Source organism: Microbacterium sp. bgisy203, assembly GCF_965345155.1.
In the GTDB taxonomy this organism is placed as follows: domain Bacteria; phylum Actinomycetota; class Actinomycetes; order Actinomycetales; family Microbacteriaceae; genus Microbacterium.
The window spans coordinates 255493-273355 of sequence record NZ_CBDRLZ010000002.1 but is presented as its reverse complement, the minus strand read 5'-3'; the positions used below and the strand labels follow the sequence as shown (position 1 = coordinate 273355).

Here is a 17863-nt window from a genome sequence, read left to right as displayed (position 1 = left end):
CTGGACGTATGGAACGCGACGTCCGCAGTCACCTCGAACTCACCGTCACCGAACCCGCCGACCTCGTCCTCGCGATCGCGGTCGCGCGCCAGTACGCGCCGGCACGGGAGACCTTCACCGCGACGCTCGACGGCGCCCCCGTCACCGCGACCGAGTTCACCGACCACAGCGGCACCCGGTTCCACCGCCTGAAAGCGCAGCCGGGCGCGCTCGTCATCGACTACACGGCCCACCTGAGCGGGCTCGGCGACGCGTCGCCCGGTGAGGAGTACGACCTCTTCGTCTCGAGCCTGCCGAGCCGCTACGTCGAGTCCGACGTGCTCGCCCCGACCGCCGCCGCGGAGTTCACGGGTATCGCCCCCGGCGCCGATCTTCTCGCCGCCGTCTCGTCGTGGGTCGGGACGCAGCTCACCTACGTGCCCGGCTCGTCGGGCCCGACCGACGGCGCGGTGCAGACTCTGCTCGGCCGTCAGGGCGTCTGCCGCGACTACGCGCACCTGACCGCAGCACTTCTGCGCGCCGAGGGCGTACCGGCCCGCGTGGCCGCGGTCTACGCGCCGGGCCTCGACCCGATGGAGTTCCACGCCGTCGCCGAGGCCTGGATCGAGGGCGCGTGGCGCGTGGTCGACGCGACGGCCCTCGCCCCGCGGCAGAGTCTCGTGAGGATCGCGACGGGGCGGGATGCCGCCGACACCGCCTTCCTGACGGTGCTGAGCGGCCGGGCCGACCTCGACGCACTCGAGGTCACCGCGGTCGTCGACGACCTGGTCTACGACGACGTGACGCAGCTCGTCGAGTTGCGCTGAGCGCTGCGGCGCTCGCACCTCACCCCGAGCGGAGGATTCCTCGGCCGCACGTCTCGCCCTCGGCGCCCAGACGTGCCACGCTGGAGCCATGAAGGCCTGGATCGTGCGTTTCGCGTCGCTGTACGTGTTCAACGTGATCGTGCTGCTCGTCATCGGGCTGCTCACTCCCGCCCACGTCGGGTGGGCGGTGCTGTGGGCGGCGGTGATCCTGACCCTCGCCGAGCTCTTCGTGAAGCCGGTGCTGCAGCGGCTCTTCGCCCGGTCGGCGGCGAAATCGGCGAGCGAGCGCACGCGCGCCGGCGAGGCGCTCGTGCAGGGCGGGATCGTGCTGCTCGTCGCGGCGATCATCTGGGTGATCACGCTGGTGCTGACCGGCGTCAATGCGCGGGGCAGCTGGTTCTGGGCCTACGTGCTGCCCCCGGTGATCCTCGCGATCGGCTGGTTCGTGTACGCGAGGATCGATGATCGCATCGAGGCGCAGGCGAGCCTGCACTACGACAAGGCCGAGGCGGGCATCCGCGGCCGCGGCGCCGCATCCGCAGAGCAGCCCGCGGAGGCCGCTCCGACGGTGACGCCGGATGACGGCCTCACGCCCGAGCAGCGCAAGATGCTCGACGACCTCGGGTCCTGAACCGGGAAGATCCGCGCCGGTGCGCAGGTGACGACCGCGTAACAAACCGACCCCCGCGCGCCTGACCGCACCGTTCACCCGGAAAGATGGAATGCCGCGGCATCCGCCCGCACGGAACCCGCCCGTGCACCCGGCGCGACTGTCCGCGCATCCCACACCGAAGGATCAGCCATGCCCCGTCGCTCCCTGCGCACCGCCCTCGCCGCCGCCGCGGCCGCCGCCGTCCTGCTGATCGCCGGGTGTGCCGGCGGAACGAGCGCGCCGGACGACTCAGCCTCCGCCGACCCGGGCGCCGACTTCGTCACCCCGGGCAAGCTCACCTTCGCCACGGGCGAGACGGCGTACGAGCCGTACGTCTACAACGACGACCCCGAGTCGGGGGAGGGCTACGAGGCGGCCGTCGCGTACGCCGTGGCCGACCTCCTCGGCTTCGCGAAGGAGGACGTCGTCTGGGTGCGCACCTCGTTCGAATCGGCGATCGCGCCGGGACCGAAGAACTTCGACCTCAACATCCAGCAGTACACGATCACCGACGAGCGCAAGAAGGCCGTCGACTTCTCGAGCCCGTACTTCGAGGCGAGCCAGACGGTCGTCGCGATCAAGGGCGGCGCGGCCGACGGCGTGACCGACATCGCGGGCCTGAAGGACCTGAAGCTCGGCGCGATGACCGGCTCGACGAGCGCGACGACGATCGAGAAGGCGATCGCGCCGACGCAGCAGCCGGGACTCTTCGCGTCGAACGAAGACGCGCGCGCCGCGCTCGAGGCCGGCCAGATCGACGGACTCGTCCTCGACACCCCGACCGCGTACCTGGCCGCGAACTTCTACATCGAGAACGCGTACATGGTCGGCGAACTGCCCGCCGCCGGCGTCCCCGACCAGTGGGGCATCCTGCTCCAGAAGGACTCGCCGCTCACCGACCGCGTCAGCAAGGCGGTCGACACCCTCCGCGAGAACGGCACCCTGGCCGAGCTCGAGGAGACCTGGCTCTCGGTGCTCACCGAGGGCGTCCCGCAGCTGCAGTGACCTGCTCGGGTAGCCTCCTCCAGTGACCACCGACAGCGCACCCGCGGCGCGTCCACCCAGCGCTCTCGAACAAGAGCGCCGGGCGTACCGCCGCGGGCGCGAGCAGCGCTCGGTGCTCGTCGCGATCGCCTCGACGCTCGCCTTCGCCGGCATCGTCTGGGTCACGGTCCTGAGCACGCCCGGCTGGGCGAAGGTGCAGGAGACCTTCTTCGACCCGGCGACGGCGCTCGCGGCGCTCCCGAAGGTGTGGGACGGGTTCCTCATCAACCTGCAGGTGCTCGCGTGGTCGGTCGTCACGGTCGCGATCGTGGCGCTTCTCATCGCGGCGGCGCGGACCCTCCGCGGCCCCGTGTTCCTCCCTGTGCGCGTCCTCGCCGCCGCGTACACCGACCTGTTCCGCGGACTGCCGTTCATCATCGTCCTTTACCTGATCGGGTTCGGCGTGCCGACGATCCTCAACGTCCGGGTCGACGTCGTCGTCCTCGGCGTGACGGCGGTGACCCTCACCTACTCGGCCTACGTCGCCGAGGTGATCCGCGCCGGCATCGACGCCGTCCACCCCTCCCAGCGTCTCGCCGCGCGGGCGCTCGGCCTCGGCTACACGCAGACCCTCGGCCGCGTCGTGCTGCCGCAGGCGCTCCGCAAGGTGACGCCGCCGCTCATGAACGACTTCATCTCGATGCAGAAGGACGTCGGCCTCATCTCCATCCTCGGCGCGATCGACGCGATCGCCGCCGCCCGCTCCGCCACCGCGCTGAGCTACAACTTCACCCCCTACGTCGTCGCGGGACTTCTGTTCGTGCTCCTCGCGATCCCGACGATCCGCCTCACCGACTGGTACACCGCGCGACTGCGCGAGCGCGAGCAGAGCGGGGCGATCCTGTGACCGAGGCATCCTTCGCGCCCGACGAAGCCGCGGCGCCGCAGACGCCGGCGCTGCGGGCGGACGATGTCTGGAAGTCGTTCGGCGACCGCACGGTCCTCCGGGGCGTCTCGCTCACCCTCCACCGCCACGAGGTGGTCGCCCTCATCGGGGCATCGGGTTCGGGGAAGTCGACGCTCCTGCGCTGCCTCGGCCTTCTCGAGCCGATCGACGACGGACAGATCTTCCTCGGTGACCTCGACATCTCCGATCCGCGCGTCGACGGCAACCAGGTGCGGGCACGGCTCGGCGCGGTCTTCCAGAGCTACAACCTCTTCCCGCACCTCACGGTGCTCGGCAACGTGACGCTCGCCTCGCGCGTCGTGCACGGCGTGCCGAAAAAGGATGCCGAGGCGCGCGCCCTGCACCTCCTCGACCGGGTCGGACTCGCCGACTTCGCCGCGGTGCACCCCGATCGCTTGTCGGGCGGACAGCAGCAGCGCGCCGCGATCGTCCGCGCGATCGCGAACGACCCCGAGGTCCTCCTCCTCGACGAGATCACCTCGGCGCTCGACCCCGAGCTCGTCGGCGAGGTGCTCGAACTGGTCCGGTCGCTCGCCGATGACGGTGCGACGATTCTCATGGCGACGCATGAGATGGCCTTCGCGCGCGACGTCGCCGACCGGGTCGTCTTCCTCGACGACGGCGTCATCGTCGAAGACGGTCCGCCCACCGAGGTGTTCGGCGCGCCCCGGCATCCCCGCACGAAGGAATTCCTGGCGCGCGTCACCGGCTGACCCGGCGGGAGCCCCCGCCCGGGTTTCGTCGGCGCACATCGTCGTCACCGCGAGAATCGTCGGCGCATGTCGTCGGCATCCGCGCCCGAAGGAGCGATCTGCGCCGACAAAGTCCTGCGGCCGGGTCAGCCTGCGAGGCGCTCGGCGGTCTCGACGACGTTCGCGACGAGCATCGCGCGGGTCATGGGGCCGACGCCGCCGGGGTTCGGCGAGAGCCAGCCGGCGACCTCGGCGACGGCCGGGTCGACATCGCCCGCGAGCTTCGCCTTGCCCGACTCAGTCGTCCCGACGCGGGTGACGCCCACGTCGAGCACGGCGGCGCCGGGCTTCACCCAGTCGGCCTGCACGAGGTGGGGCTGCCCGACGGCGGCGACGACGATGTCCGCGCGGCGGACCTCCGCGGCAAGGTCCCGCGTGCGCGAATGGGTGAGGGTGACCGTGGCATCGGTGCCCTTGCGTGTGAGCAGGAGGCCCAGGGGGCGGCCGACCGTGATGCCGCGGCCAATCACGGTGACGTGCTTCCCCGCGATCTCGACGCCGTGGCGTGTGAGCAGCTCGATGATCCCCGCGGGTGTGCACGGCAGGGGCGCGGGCACGGCGGTCGCCGGGTCGACGCCGAGCACGAGGCGCCCGAGGTTCGTGGGGTGCAGGCCGTCGGCATCCTTCGCCGGGTCGACGAGCTCGAGGATCGCGTTCTCGTCGATACCCGCCGGCAGCGGCAGCTGCACGATGAACCCGGTGACGGCCGGGTCGGCGTTCAACTGCCGGACCGCGTCGGCGATCTCATCCTGCGTGGCCGTCGCAGGGAGCTCCACCGAGATCGACGCGACGCCGACCTCCGCGCAGTCGCGGTGCTTGCCCGTGACATACGAGCGGGATGCCGGGTCGTCGCCGACCAAGAGCGTCCCGAGCCCCGGCGTGATGCCGCGGGCGGCGAGCGCGGCGACCCGATCCTTCAGTTCGGCCTTGATGGCGGATGCCGTCGCGACGCCGTCGAGCTTCTGCGCGGTCACTGCTGGAGACCCGGGTACAGCGGGAAGGCCGCGGTGAGGGATGCCACGCGCGTGCGGAGCGCGGGAAGGTCCGCCTCGTGCCCGTTCGCCCCGTGCTGCAGCGCCAGGGCGATGATGTCGGCGACCTCCGTGAACTCGGCGTCGCCGAAGCCGCGCGTCGCGAGCGCGGGGGTGCCGATGCGCAGGCCCGAGGTGACCATCGGGGGGCGCGGGTCGTTCGGGACGGCGTTGCGGTTGACCGTGATGTGGATCTCGTGGAGGAGGTCTTCGGCCTGCTTGCCGTCGATCTCGGCGTCGCGGAGGTCGACGAGCACGAGGTGCACGTCGGTACCGCCCGAGCGGACGGCGATGCCCGCCGCCGCGACATCGGGCTGGGTGAGGCGCTCGGCGAGGATCGCGGCGCCGCGCACGGTGCGCTCCTGGCGCTCGCGGAACGCGGGGGTCGCGGCGAGCTTGAACGCCGTCGCCTTCGCGGCGATCACGTGCATGAGGGGACCGCCCTGCTGCCCGGGGAAGACCGCGGTGTTGATCTTCTTGGCGACGTCGGGGTCGTTGGTCAGGATGAAGCCCGAGCGCGGTCCGCCGATCGTCTTGTGCACCGTCGAGGACACGACATCGGCGTAGGGCACGGGCGACGGGTGCAGGCCCGCGGCGACGAGACCGGCGAAGTGCGCCATGTCGACCCAGAGGAGCGCCCCGACCTTGTCGGCGATCTCGCGGAAGCGTGCGAAGTCGAGCTGGCGGGGGTAGGCCGACCAGCCGGCGATGATGACCTTCGGCGAGTGCTCGACGGCGAGGCGCTCGACCTCGTCCATGTCGATGATCGAGGTCTCCGGGTCGACGCCGTACGCGACGATGTTGTAGAGCCGGCCGGAGAAGTTGATCTTCATGCCGTGCGTGAGGTGGCCGCCCTGGTCGAGCGACAGACCGAGCAGCGTGTCGCCGGGGCGGGCGATCGCGTGGAGGACGGCGGCGTTGGCGGAGGCGCCCGAGTGCGGCTGGACGTTCGCGAACTCGGCACCGAACAGCGACTTGGCGCGGGCGATCGCGAGCTCTTCGGCGACGTCGACCTCTTCGCAGCCGCCGTAGTAGCGGCGCCCCGGGTAGCCCTCGGCGTACTTGTTGGTCAGCACCGAGCCCTGCGACTGCAGGACCGAGACGGGGACGAAGTTCTCGGAGGCGATCATCTCGAGGTACGAGCGCTGGCGGTCGAGCTCGCGCTCGAGCACCTGGGCGATCTCGGGGTCGACCTCGGCGAGCGGGGCGTTGAAGGACGGGTCGGTCATGGCGACTCCTGCTGTTCTCGGTGGGTGGGTGCCGGCGCGGATCTCGGACACCCGCAGGCGCGGGCACTCGATCACCGAGCGGAAACCACGGCCGACCCAGGCGTACGGTCGTGTGCCATGTGGTCGCTCCCCGGTGGTTCCCCACCTCAACGCCAGTCGCGACGGTTCGAGCATATCCGACGCGCGGGCTGACGCAGAAGCGGATCCGCAGATCATCGGACGGCATTTTGTTAATCGTCTTTACACGTCGAATCGATTCGGACAGAATGAGAGCGGATGCCGATGTGCGCGTCCCCGACCGGTCGCCCGCCCGCGGCCGGCGGTCCGGAGATTGGAGCATCGTGGCCCGTCCGTCTGTCCTCCCCGTCGTCCCCGCACCCGCATCGATCCAGCCGGCCGACGCCGCGCCCTTCATCCTGCGCGCCGACACGCGTGTCCTCGGCGACGCGGAAGGCGTCGCGGAGGTCCGCACCGTCGTCGAGACCCGCACCGGTCTGACGCTCGGCGGCGCCCCGGATACTGACACGCCGGATGCCGACGCTCCGGCACCCGGCACCATCACCGTCGCGGTCGACCCCGATGTCGCGGGCGGTGCGGCCGAGTCGTACCGGCTCGAGGCGTCCGAGTCGGGCGTTGACATCACCGGCGCCGATGCCGCGGGCCTGTTCTACGGCATCCAGACCCTCGCGCAGCTGATCGCGCCGGCGCGTGATGCCGCCGACGCGGACTGGATCGTCCCCGCCGTCGTCATCGACGACGCCCCGCGCTTCGCTTACCGCGGCGTCATGCTCGACGTCGCCCGCCACTTCCACGACGTCGACACCGTGAAGGCGTACATCGATCGCGCCTCGAGCCTGAAGTTCAACGTCCTGCACCTGCACCTGACCGACGACCAGGGCTGGCGCCTCGAGTCGCGCGTGCGGCCGCTGCTCACCGAGAAGGCATCCGCCACCGCCGTCGGCGGCGACGCCGGCGGGTTCTTCACGCAGGACGACTACCGCGAGATCATCGCGTACGCGGCGGCGCACCACATGACGGTGGTCCCCGAGATCGACCTGCCCGGACACACGCACGCCGTCTCGCTCGCGTACCCCGAGCTGTCCGAAGAGCCGGTGCTGAGCGACCACATCCGCACGATCGTCCGCGACTACGGCGGCGAGCTGCCGGTCAACGGCACACCCTACGACGGCATGGCGGTCGGATTCTCGTCGCTGAAGATCCACGACGAGGCGACGTGGGCCTTCCTCGCCGACGTGCTCGGCGAGGTCGCCGCGCTCACCCCCGGGCCGTACCTCCACATCGGCGGCGACGAGGCGCTCGGCACCTCCGACGAGGACTACGCCGCGTTCGTCGACCGTGTGACGGCCCTCGCCGCAAGCCTCGGCAAGACCCCGATCGCGTGGCACGAGGCCGGCTCGTCGGCGGGCATCGCGCCCACGACCGTCGGTCAGTACTGGGGCTACGTGACCCCGGAAGGCGGCATGGACGACAAGGCGCGCGGGTTCGTGGCGCTCGGCTCGCAGGTGATCCTCTCCCCCGCCGATGCCATCTACCTGGACATGAAGTTCGACGCCGACGCGCCCCTCGGCCTCACCTGGGCGAACGGCGTGACGAGCATCCGCCGCTCGTACGAGTGGGACCCGGCGACGATCATCGACGGCATCGCCGACGACCAGATCCTCGGCGTCGAGGCGCCCCTGTGGTCGGAGACCGCCCGCACCCTCGCCGACATCGACGCGCTCGCCTTCCCCCGCGCCGCGTCGGCCGCCGAGGCCGCGTGGTCACCCGCGGTCGGCGAGAGCGACCTGCGCACGTGGGACTCGTTCGCGGCGCGCCTCGGAGCGCTCGCCCCGCTGTGGACCCGCCAGGGCATCGGCTTCACGCCGCTCGCGGACATCTCCTGGACGGCCACCGGCGACGCGGACCAGAATGGTGCCAGCGATCCCGCGAGCGGGACCGCGACCGACACCGAGGCCGACGGCCCGACCGAGAGCGAGGGCGCGCAGGCGTGACCACCGTCATCCACTCCGTCCGCCTCGTCGACGACGGACGCGTGACCCCGGATGCCTGGGTCGCCTTCGCCGACGGGGTCGTCCTCCGCACGGGCACGGGCGACGAGTGGCGCACGCTCCCCTCCGGCGACGCGATCGACGGGCAGGGCGCCCACCTCACGCCCGGATTCATCGACATCCACGGCCACGGCGGCGGAGGCGCCTCGTACGACGACGGCCTCGAGGCGATCGCCACGGCGCGTGCCGTGCACCGCGTGCACGGCACGACGCGGGCCGTCCTGTCGCTCGTGACGGCGTCGATCGACGACCTCGCGGCGCGGACCGCGCTCGTCGCCGACCTCGCCGAGCGCGACGCCACCATCCTCGGCTCGCACCTGGAGGGCCCGTTCCTCGACGTCGGGCACAAGGGGGCGCACACCGAGAGCCTGCTGCGGGCGCCGGATGCCGAGGCGGTCGCACGTCTCGTCGATGCCGGACGCGGCACCGTCCGCCAGGTGACGCTGGCGCCGGAGCTCCCCGGGGGGCTGGAGGCGACGTCGCAGTTCGTCGAGGCCGGCGTCGCCGTCGCCGTCGGACACACCGACGCGACGGAGGAGCAGGCGATCGCGGCCTTCGACGCCGGGGCGACGATCCTGACCCACGCGTTCAACGCGATGCCCGGCATCCATCACCGCGCGCCGGGCCCGATCCTCGCGGCGATGCGCGACGAGCGCGTGACCCTCGAGCTCATCGCCGACGGCGTGCACGTGCACTCCGACGTCATGAACCTCGCCTTCGCGGGCGCACCCGGCCGCATCGCGCTCATCACCGATGCGATGGCCGCCGCCGGAGCCCCCGACGGCGCGTACGAACTGGGCGGGCTCGCGGTGGACGTCGTGGACGGCACGGCACGCCTCGTCTCGAACGGCGCGATCGCGGGATCGACCCTGACGCAGGACGCGGCCCTGCGCCTCGTGGTCGCGGGCGGGCTGCCGCTCGGCCCCGCCGTCGCCGCCCTCACGAGCGTTCCGGCGCGGGCGATCGGCGTCGACGGGAGTTTCGGTTCACTCCGCGCCGGCGCCGCCGCTGACGCGGTGCTGCTCGACGACGGCCTCCGCGTCGTCGGGGTCTGGATCGACGGCGAGCGCGTCTGAGGCATCGCCTCGCGCGGCGCGGCTCGGCCGCGCGCTCGACTCGCACGGCGGGTGCGTCTCGCACGGCGGGTGCGTCTCGCGCGGCGGTGCGAGCGGGGCGGCCGGCGCTCCCCCCAGCGCGGCCGCCCCGCTCCGTCCCCTTCCCGGTGCCGCAGGAGTCCTCCCCCGAGATCTCCCGCGGTTCCGGGGCGATGTGCGGATCGCTCCGTCCCGACCGCCGGCGGCCCCGCTCCCCCCAGGAGCGCGGCCGCACGACCGGTCTGCCCATGAGATGCGCGTCGCGCCGAATCATCACGCGACTTCTCGAACTTTCTGCGTGTTTCTTGCGCGGGCTCTCCGACAGGCGTCGGGTGCGGCTCCGCCGACCCGTCGGGGACAATGGGAGAAGCCGCGTCATGAATGCGGCCGAGGCGCGTCTCTCTGACGAGACGACCCCTTCCCAATGAGGACCCCGCATGGATGACGAGCGCGACGCGGCCACCGAGCCCGGTGACGCCGACCTCGTGCTGCGCGCACGCTCGGGAGACGCCGACGCGTTCGGAGAGCTGTGGCGCCGCCACTCTCGGTCGGGCATCACCGTCGCGGCATCCATCACCTCGACGTTCGATGCCGACGACCTCGTGCAGGAGGCGTACGCGCGGATCTATCGGGCGATCCAGCGCGGCGGGGGCCCGACGGGATCGTTCCGGGCGTACCTCTTCACGAGCATCCGCAACACCGCCGCCGCGTGGGGCCGCGCACGGCGTGAGACGGCGATCGACGAGCTCGAGTCGGTGCCCGATCCGGATGCCGAAGCGCACGCGACCGACGAGGCGCTCGACCGGAGCCTCACCGCGCACGCGTTCCGGAGCCTTCCGACGCGCTGGCAGGAGGTCCTCTGGTACACCGAGATCGAGCAGATGAAGCCCGCCGAGGTCGCGCCGCTGCTCGGGATGAAGGCGGCCGCCGTCGCGCAGCTCGCCTTCCGCGCGCGCGAGGGGCTGCGGGAGGCGTGGATCCAGGCGCACCTGAGGTCACTCCCCGAGGGATCGGACTGCCAGTGGACGGTAGAGCGGCTCGGGGCGTACGCACGCGGGAACCTCGGACGCCGTGATCTCGGCAAGGTCGAGGCGCACCTCGCCGACTGCGCCCGGTGCGCCATCGTCGCCGCCGAGGCCAAAGAAGTCTCGCGCCGGCTCGCCCTGGTGATCCTGCCCCTCACCATCGGGGCCGGCGGCGCCACGGCCTACCTCGCGACGCTGCAGGGCGGCGGAGCGCCGATCGTCGCGCTCGCGGCGGGCGCGGCACCCGGGATGCCGGGCGCCGTGGTCGCCGGGGACGCCGGCGGGTCGGCAACGCTCGTCGGGGTGACGGGCGGGTCGGCTGGTGCCGGGGCGGGTGGATCCGGGGCCGGTGGGTCCGGGGCCGGTGGGTCGTCGGGCACGGCGGGCGCGGGCGGCGGCGGGTCAGCGGGCGCGGCAGGTGGCGCAGGCGCGGCGGGCGTTGCGGGTGCGACCGGCGGTGGCGTGTTCGGCGGCCTCGCCGGGGTCGCCGGGCTCGTCGCGGCCGGCGTGCTCGTCGCCGGCGCGGCCGTCGCCGCCGCGATCGTCGGGCCCCAGCTGTTCGCCCCACCCGCACCCACCACGGCCGCCGAATCCGGCGGCGACGTCGCCGCGCCCGAGGAGGCGGACGCCGTCGAGACCGCCCCCGACGCGGCAGCGCCCGCCCCCGCGAGTCCGTCGCCCTCCGATCTCCCGATGGCCGCACCGACGGAAGTCCCCGCCCGTCCGTCCACGCCGCGCCCGGCTCTTTCCGCACCCGACCCGGCGGAGGGGCCCGCGTCCGCCCCCGCCCCCGCGCCAGAGCCGGAGCCGTCGGCCGCGCCTCCGGAGCCGACCCCGACTCCGGACCCGGACCCGACGCCGGCCCCTACGCCCACTCCGGATCCGACGCCCAGCGCGACGCCGGATCCCACCCCCACTCCCGAACCCACCCCCACTCCCGAACCGACCCCCACTCCCGAACCGACCCCTACCGTGCCCGCCGGCGCGCCGACGATCGCGTCCTCGTCGACCGAGTGGGACGCCGCGCGTCTCGCTTTCGTCACGACCGTCGTCGTGACGGGTGAGCCCGGGGCATCCGTCGCCCTTCTCACGGGCGGTGTCGAGGTCGCGCGCACGCCCCTGGATGCCGACGGCCACGGCATCCTCTCGGCGGAACACGGGCTGTGGCCGTGGAGGCGGTTCACCGTCGCATACGTCGCCGCGACCGCATCGGCTCCCGCACCGGTGACGGCATCGGCGGCGGCACCGGAGCGATGACGGCACGGCCCGCGCCGTAAACTGGAGGCATGTCCGACCTCCCGCACGTCCGTCCGACCGCGCCCGAACAGCCGGCGCAGCCGAGCGGCGAGCGCCCCGCCGGAACCCGCCCCGCCCTCGACGCGATCGACGTCATCGCGTTTCTCTGCGAGCTGTTCGCCGTCGGCACGCTCGCCGTCTGGGGGTTCACGGCGTGGCCGTTCCCGTGGAACATCGTCGTCGGCGTCGCCGCTCCCGGCATCGCGATCCTCGTGTGGGCACTGTTCGTCTCACCGCGCGCCGTCCTGAGCGTCCACCCGTTCGTCCGGGCGCTCGTGGAGCTGCTCGTCTACGCCTCCGTGACGATCGTGTGGTGGACCAGCGGCAGCCCCTGGATCGGTCTCGCCTTCGCCGTCGTCGCGGTCACCGTCGGACTGATCGCGGGCCGACGCCGCCTCGCATGAGCGCGTCCGCGGTCGACGTCGTCGCGCAGCTGCGCAGCGCCCTCGGCGAGCGTGTCGACACCTCCCCCGCGCACCTCGACGACGCCCGCGCCGACAAATCCGGTCACGCCGCCGACGGCGTGCCCCTCGCGATCGTGCACGCAGCGTCGATCGCCGACGTCCAGGAGACCCTCCGCATCGCACACGCCACCGCGACCCCCGTCGTCACGCGCGGCGCGGGCACCGGGCTCGCCGGCGGTGCGAACGCCGGCGCCGGCGAGATCGTCCTCTCGGTACGCGGCATGGACCGCATCCTCGAGGTGCGTCCCGACGACCTCCTCGCCGTGGTGGAACCCGGCATCCTCAACGCGGATCTGAACCGCGCCCTCGCCGAGCACGGCCTGTGGTGGGCGCCCGACCCGGCGAGCCGCGAGATCTCGACCGTCGGGGGCAACATCGCCACCGGCGCGGGAGGGCTCCTGTGCGCCAAGTACGGCGTCGTGCGCGACGCGGTGCTCGGCGTCGACCTCGTCCTCGCCGACGGGCGACTGCTGCGTCTCGGTCATCGGAGCGTGAAGGGCGTCACCGGTCTCGACCTCACGTCGCTCGTCATCGGCTCGGAGGGGACGCTCGGCGTGGTCGTCGGCGCGACCCTCAGGCTCCGGCGCCTCGTGCCGGGCGGGACGCGGACGCTCACGGCATCCTTCGCCGATGTGCGCGCCGCTGCCGAAGGCGCCGCGGCCGTGACCGCGTCGGGCGTGCAGCCCGCGATCATGGAGCTGATGGATGCCGCGTGCCTCGCCGCCGTCCACGCCCTGCTCGACCTGCCCGCGCCGCCCGCGGGCGCGACCCAGCTCACGGTCCAGACCGACGGCCCGGCCGCCGAGGAAGAGGCGGCGGCGATCGCCGTCGTCCTCGCGGAGGCGGGCGGCGACGTGCGCCTCGCTGCGGACGACGCCGAGGCCGACCTCCTGTGGCGCGTGCGCCGGTCGATGCACCCCGCGATGGAGACGCTCGGGACGACCCTCATCGAAGACGTCTCCGTGCCGCGCAGCGCCCTGCCGGCGATGTTCGACGAGATCGCGCGCATCGAGCGGGAGTTCGACCTCACGATCCCGACCGTGTGTCACGCGGGCGACGGCAACCTGCACCCCAACTTCGTCTTCACGGGAGACGAAGTGCCCGACGTCGTGTGGCGTGCGGCCGACGAGCTGTTCCGCGCGGCGCTCCGCCTCGGCGGAACCCTCACCGGCGAGCACGGCGTCGGCGTCCTCAAGCGCCGCTGGCTCGCCGACGAGCTCGGCGACGATCAGTGGCGCCTGCAGCGCGACATCACCCGGGTCTTCGACCCCACCGGCATCCTGAACCCCGGCAAGGTCTTCGCCCCCTGACCCTCCGCACCCCGCCGCGCCGCGCCCGCGCGCGCCCTCGCCCTCCGAAACGGCAGGGCGCGTGGGGGCGCGGCGGCGCGGGGGTCAGAGGCCCTGCCAGGCGGGCTTGTTGGCGTAGGCGTAGCGGTAATAGTCGGCGTGCTCGAGCTGAGATGCGGCGGCCTCGTCGACGACGACGGTCACGTGCGGGTGCAGCTGGATCGCCGACCCGGGGAGCGACGACGACACCGGGCCCTCGACCGCTCCAGCGACGGCGGCGGCCTTGTTCTCGCCGAAGGCGAGAAGCACGAGGTGCCGGGCGTCGAGGATCGTCCCGAGGCCCTGCGTGATGCAGTGCATCGGCACCTCGTCGATCGAGTCGAAGAAGCGCGCGTTGTCGATGCGGGTCTGCTCGATCAGGGTCTTCACGCGCGTGCGCGACGCGAACGACGACCCGGGCTCGTTGAATCCGATGTGGCCCGAGGTCCCGATTCCCAGCAGCTGCAGGTCGATGCCTCCGGCCTCGGCGATCGCGCGCTCGTAGTCGTCGCCGGCGTGCTCGATCGTCGCAACGTCGCCGTTGGGCGTGTGGATGAGGTCGGGGTTGAGGCCCAGCGGCTCGACCACCTCGCGGGTGATGACGGAGCGGTAGCTCTCCGGATGGTTGGGGTCGATGCCGACGTATTCGTCGAGCGCGAAGCCGCGCACGTGCGACACGTCGATGCCCTCGACACGAGGGCGCAGCGCCTCGTATACGGGCAGCGGCGTCGAGCCGGTCGCCAGTCCCAGCACGGCATCCGGGCGCTCGGTGATGAGTTTCACGATCTCGTCGGCGACGAGGGCTCCCCCATCGGCGGCCGAGGGGACGATGACGATCTCAGCCATGGACGACTGCCTCCTGCTCGGTGGTGGTGGCGCCGACGAGCGCAGCGCCGAGGGCGGCCGCAGGCGAACCCGGCGGCAGCAGCGAGACCCGCTCGGCGAGCTGCAGTGAGCGCATGAAAGGGGATGCCGCCGCACTCGCGTTCAGGTCGTCGATCACGAGGCTCAGCATACGGTCGCCGAGGGCGGTCACACCGCCCCCCAGCACGACCGACTCCACGCCTCCCGAGAGGATGATCACGCGGATCGCCGACGCGACGCCGTACGCCAGGCCACCGCGCAGGGCGAGGGCTTCGCTATCACCGGCATCCGCCGCGTCGAACATGTCGAGCACCGGTAGGAGCGCCTCACGGCCCCACCGCTCGGCGATCGCGCCGCCGCCGCAGAAGGCCTCGATGCACCCGTGCTGGCCGCACTTGCAGAGCGGGCCGTGGGGGTCGACCGAGATGTGGCCGACTTCCCCCGCGGTGCCGCGCGCACCGCGCCACAGCTTCCCGTCCTTCACGAACCCCGCCGCGATGCCCGTGCCGAGGTTCAGATAGGCCATCGTGCCGGCCGAACCGGGATCGTTCCCGTGCAGCGCGTAGGCGCCGACGGCCGCAGCCTTGACGTCGTTCTCGGCGCGCACCGGCACCCCCAGGACCGCGCCGATCGCGGCCCCCAAGTCGAGCTCGTCGACCCCGAGGTTGACGGCGTGGGTGATCACCGCGCTGCCGGGAGCGACCTGCCCCGGCATACCGATCCCGATCGATTCGACGTCGGAGGAGGCGATGCCCACCGTGTCGGTGAGCTCCGCGACGAGGTCGAGAATCGTCGAGACGACCACCCCCGGCCCCCAGCCGGTGGGGCGGCGTATCCGGGCGACGATCTCGCCGCCCGGGGCGACCACGACGGCGTCGGTCTTGGTGCCTCCGACATCGAACCCCAGCCGCATCAGCCCTTCACCGCGCCCGACACCAGTCCGCTGGTCATACGGCCCTGAACGATGAGGAAGAAGATGATGACGGGAATGGCCACGATCGTGGATGCCGCCATCACCTGCCCCCAGTCGATCGCACGGGTCTGGCTGGCCTGGACGAACCCGCGCAGCCACAGGGGCAGCGTCTGGGTGTCGGCGCTCATGATGACGAGCGCGACGGTGAACTCGTTCCAGCACTGCAGGAACGCGTACACGCCCGACGCGACGAGGCCCGGGGCGAGCAACGGCAGCGTGATGCGCATGAACGCCTGCGTGCGGCTGAGGCCGTCGACCATCGCGGCCTCTTCGAGCTCGGCGGGGATGCCGGCGACGAACCCGCGGAGCATCCACACCGTGAACGGCACGACCGCTGCGATGTAGAGGAGGCTCAGGCCCAGCGCATTGGAGAGCAGGCCCAGTTCGCTCATCATCTTGTACTGCGCGATGAACAGGCCCTCGGCGGGGAGCATCTGGATGAGCAGGACCGCCAGGATGAACGTCTTGCGTCCCCGGAAGCGGAAACGGCTGATCGCGATCGAGGCGAGGAAGGCGAACAGGAGGCAGAAGAACACCGCGATCAGGGTCACCGTGACGCTCATCGCGAGCGCCGACCAGAAGCTGGGAGTGATGACCGACATGAAGTTCTGGAACGATCCGCCGAACGGGATGAACGTCGGCGTCGCGGACTCGAGCGTCGAGGGCGAGAGCATCGACGAGTTGACCATCCAGTACACCGGGAAGACCCAGATGATGCCCAGGACGATCGCGAGCACGTTGAAGAACACGTTCGAGGGGCGAACGCGCACGCGGCGCTTGTGGTCGGAGACGATCGTCTTCTCGACGTCGGTGACGGCTTTATCGGGCAGAGCGGTGACGCTCATCACGCCTCATCCTCCTTGAGCAGGCTGCGCACGTAGAACCACGAGATCGCGATCGTGAGCGCGAGCACGAAGATGGCCATGGCGGCGCCCTGTCCGAAGTTCAGGCCGCCGACGCCCATCTTGTAGATGTAGGTGCCGAGCAGGTCGTAGTCGGTCGACTTCGGTCCGGCATCCTGCAGCATCGTGATCTGCGTGAAGACGCGCAGGTCCCAGATGAGGTTCAGCAGGAGCACGATCGAGATGACCGGCTTGAGCATCGGCAGGTAGATGTAGCGCAGACGCTGTGCGCCCCCGGCGCCGTCGAGCTCGGTGGCCTCGATGACCTCGTCGGAGACTTGGGTCAGGCCGGCGTACACCGAGAAGGCGACGAACGGCACCGACATCCAGATGACGATGATCGAGGCGACGGCGAAGAAGACCACCGGGGCGCCACCGATCCAGTTGTACTGATCCATGTCGACGCCCGGAATCTTGTCGAGCAGGTAGTTCCCGACGCCGCGGCGGCGGTCGAAGAGCCAGATCCACACGGTCATGGCCGCGACGACGGGCATGGCCCACGCCAGCAGCAGGGCGATCTGCAGGGTCAGCCGGGCACCGGTGGCGACCTTCTTCATGAGGATCGCGAGAAGGATGCCGATCACGACGGTGACGGCGGCCGTGATGACGCAGAAGAGGATCGAGCGGATCGCCACGCCCCAGAACTCGGCGCTCGTGGAGACGGCGATGAAGTTGTCGAGCCACACGAACTGGGGCGCCTGGCCGCCGAGCTGCTGGAGGGCTCCGTACTTGTGGAACGAGATGTAGAACTGCCAGATCACGGGGTACCCATGCCGAACAGCAGGATCAGCACGGCGGGGATGAGCAGTGCGTAAGGGGCGAAAGAGCGCTTGCGGGCGTCGTTACGACGATTCCGGGTGTCTTCGCTCGTGGGTGCCTGGTTCCGCCTGGTGGGTGTCGCAGTAGCGGTCGCCATGATGCACCTCCTTCGGGTGGGGAGCGAGTTGAGGGGTGCCGGGCCGGGGCGTGCGCCCCGGCCCGGCGGGTGTTACTGAGGGGGGATCAGCCGTTGATGATGGCGTCGATCTTGGCGTCGTACTCCTTGGCGAGCGACTCGATGTCGCCGCCGCCGGCGACCTTGCCGAAGAACTCGTCGAGGATCTTCTGGCCCTCGACAGCCGCCCAGCCGGGAGCGGCGGGGGTGAGCTTCGAGTTCAGGGCCGAGTCGATGAGCGCCTTGGCGAAGATGTCGTCACCGAGCGAGTCGACCTGGGTCGTGTTCGCAGGTCCCAGACCGTTCTTGCCGAGCATCTGCTGGTACTCGTCGGAGAAGATGATGCGCAGGAGCTCCTTCGCGCCGGCCTGCTTGGTGCTCTTGGCCGAGATCGCGATGTTGGAGCCACCGGCGAACACCGGGGCGGGCTTGCCGTCGTTGCCGGGCAGCGGGAAGACGCCGAACGTGTCGTCGTTCCACTCGCGGACCTCGA

18 protein-coding genes and 1 riboswitch are annotated in these 17863 nt (G+C 71.7%); of the genes, 10 read left to right on the top strand and 8 right to left on the bottom strand.

Annotation, left to right across the window (positions count from 1 at the left end):
* The first annotated feature begins 8 nt into the window (after nt 1-8).
* From ACRVYW_RS04625 to ACRVYW_RS04605, 5 genes are all read left to right on the top strand, one after another.
* The gene (locus ACRVYW_RS04625) at nt 9-806 is read left to right on the top strand and encodes a transglutaminase-like domain-containing protein (protein WP_431802148.1); all 798 of its coding nucleotides are present in this window, start codon (nt 9-11) and stop codon (nt 804-806) included.
* A gap of 88 nt (nt 807-894) precedes the next feature.
* Nucleotides 895-1437, top strand: coding sequence for an SND2/TMEM208 family protein (locus ACRVYW_RS04620; RefSeq protein WP_431802146.1), 543 nt, complete (start codon nt 895-897; stop codon nt 1435-1437).
* Between the two features lie 171 nt (nt 1438-1608).
* Complete coding sequence (locus ACRVYW_RS04615; RefSeq protein ID WP_431802144.1) at nt 1609-2463, top strand: transporter substrate-binding domain-containing protein; 855 nt, start codon at nt 1609-1611, stop codon at nt 2461-2463.
* Nucleotides 2464-2485: 22 nt separating this feature from the next.
* Nucleotides 2486-3349, top strand: a complete 864-nt coding sequence (locus ACRVYW_RS04610) for an amino acid ABC transporter permease (protein WP_431802142.1) — start codon at nt 2486-2488, stop codon at nt 3347-3349.
* A 50-nt stretch (nt 3350-3399) separates the two neighbouring features.
* Complete coding sequence (locus tag ACRVYW_RS04605) at nt 3400-4122, top strand: amino acid ABC transporter ATP-binding protein (protein ID WP_431802600.1); 723 nt, start codon at nt 3400-3402, stop codon at nt 4120-4122.
* 125 nt (nt 4123-4247) lie between these two features.
* On the opposite strand, the gene ACRVYW_RS04600 is transcribed toward ACRVYW_RS04605, so the two are convergent.
* Together ACRVYW_RS04600 and glyA are read right to left on the bottom strand one after the other, a co-directional pair.
* Nucleotides 4248-5135, bottom strand: coding sequence for a bifunctional methylenetetrahydrofolate dehydrogenase/methenyltetrahydrofolate cyclohydrolase (locus ACRVYW_RS04600; RefSeq protein ID WP_431802140.1), 888 nt, complete (start codon nt 5133-5135; stop codon nt 4248-4250).
* A complete protein-coding gene (gene glyA / locus ACRVYW_RS04595; RefSeq protein WP_431802138.1) occupies nt 5132-6421 on the bottom strand; it encodes a serine hydroxymethyltransferase in 1290 nt (429 codons plus the stop codon). Before glyA ends, ACRVYW_RS04600 begins: the two co-directional genes overlap by 4 nt.
* 87 nt (nt 6422-6508) lie before the next feature.
* Nucleotides 6509-6591, bottom strand: a riboswitch (ZMP/ZTP riboswitch).
* 171 nt (nt 6592-6762) lie between these two features.
* On the opposite strand from glyA, the gene ACRVYW_RS04590 reads away from it, so the two are divergent.
* From ACRVYW_RS04590 to ACRVYW_RS04570, 5 genes are all read left to right on the top strand, one after another.
* Nucleotides 6763-8433: a family 20 glycosylhydrolase gene (locus ACRVYW_RS04590; RefSeq protein WP_431802137.1), complete on the top strand. Its 1671-nt coding sequence runs from the start codon at nt 6763-6765 to the stop codon at nt 8431-8433.
* Nucleotides 8430-9566: an N-acetylglucosamine-6-phosphate deacetylase gene (gene nagA, locus ACRVYW_RS04585; RefSeq protein ID WP_431802135.1), complete on the top strand. Its 1137-nt coding sequence runs from the start codon at nt 8430-8432 to the stop codon at nt 9564-9566. Before ACRVYW_RS04590 ends, nagA begins: the two co-directional genes overlap by 4 nt.
* A gap of 455 nt (nt 9567-10021) precedes the next feature.
* Nucleotides 10022-11866, top strand: a complete 1845-nt coding sequence (locus ACRVYW_RS04580; RefSeq protein WP_431802133.1) for a sigma-70 family RNA polymerase sigma factor — start codon at nt 10022-10024, stop codon at nt 11864-11866.
* Between the two features lie 29 nt (nt 11867-11895).
* Nucleotides 11896-12309, top strand: a complete 414-nt coding sequence (locus ACRVYW_RS04575; RefSeq protein ID WP_431802131.1) for a YrdB family protein — start codon at nt 11896-11898, stop codon at nt 12307-12309.
* Nucleotides 12306-13679, top strand: a complete 1374-nt coding sequence (locus ACRVYW_RS04570) for an FAD-binding oxidoreductase (protein ID WP_431802129.1) — start codon at nt 12306-12308, stop codon at nt 13677-13679. Before ACRVYW_RS04575 ends, ACRVYW_RS04570 begins: the two co-directional genes overlap by 4 nt.
* 84 nt (nt 13680-13763) lie before the next feature.
* On the opposite strand, the gene nagB is transcribed toward ACRVYW_RS04570, so the two are convergent.
* From nagB to ACRVYW_RS04540, 6 genes are all read right to left on the bottom strand, one after another.
* Nucleotides 13764-14543, bottom strand: coding sequence for a glucosamine-6-phosphate deaminase (gene nagB, locus ACRVYW_RS04565; protein WP_431802127.1), 780 nt, complete (start codon nt 14541-14543; stop codon nt 13764-13766).
* Nucleotides 14536-15474, bottom strand: coding sequence for an ROK family protein (locus ACRVYW_RS04560; RefSeq protein ID WP_431802125.1), 939 nt, complete (start codon nt 15472-15474; stop codon nt 14536-14538). The genes nagB and ACRVYW_RS04560 overlap by 8 nt, the downstream gene beginning before the upstream one ends.
* The gene (locus ACRVYW_RS04555) at nt 15474-16379 is read right to left on the bottom strand and encodes a carbohydrate ABC transporter permease (protein ID WP_431802123.1); all 906 of its coding nucleotides are present in this window, start codon (nt 16377-16379) and stop codon (nt 15474-15476) included. The genes ACRVYW_RS04560 and ACRVYW_RS04555 overlap by 1 nt, the downstream gene beginning before the upstream one ends.
* A complete protein-coding gene (locus tag ACRVYW_RS04550; RefSeq protein ID WP_431802121.1) occupies nt 16379-17197 on the bottom strand; it encodes a carbohydrate ABC transporter permease in 819 nt (272 codons plus the stop codon). The genes ACRVYW_RS04555 and ACRVYW_RS04550 overlap by 1 nt, the downstream gene beginning before the upstream one ends.
* Nucleotides 17194-17352 carry a hypothetical protein gene (locus ACRVYW_RS04545; protein ID WP_431802120.1) on the bottom strand — a complete coding sequence of 53 codons (159 nt, stop codon included), beginning with the start codon at nt 17350-17352 and terminating at the stop codon, nt 17194-17196. The genes ACRVYW_RS04550 and ACRVYW_RS04545 overlap by 4 nt, the downstream gene beginning before the upstream one ends.
* Before the next feature lie 86 nt (nt 17353-17438).
* Nucleotides 17439-17789 (bottom strand): hypothetical protein, encoded by a 351-nt coding sequence (locus ACRVYW_RS04540; RefSeq protein ID WP_431802118.1) that lies wholly within the window; start codon nt 17787-17789, stop codon nt 17439-17441.
* Nucleotides 17790-17863: the final 74 nt, after the last annotated feature.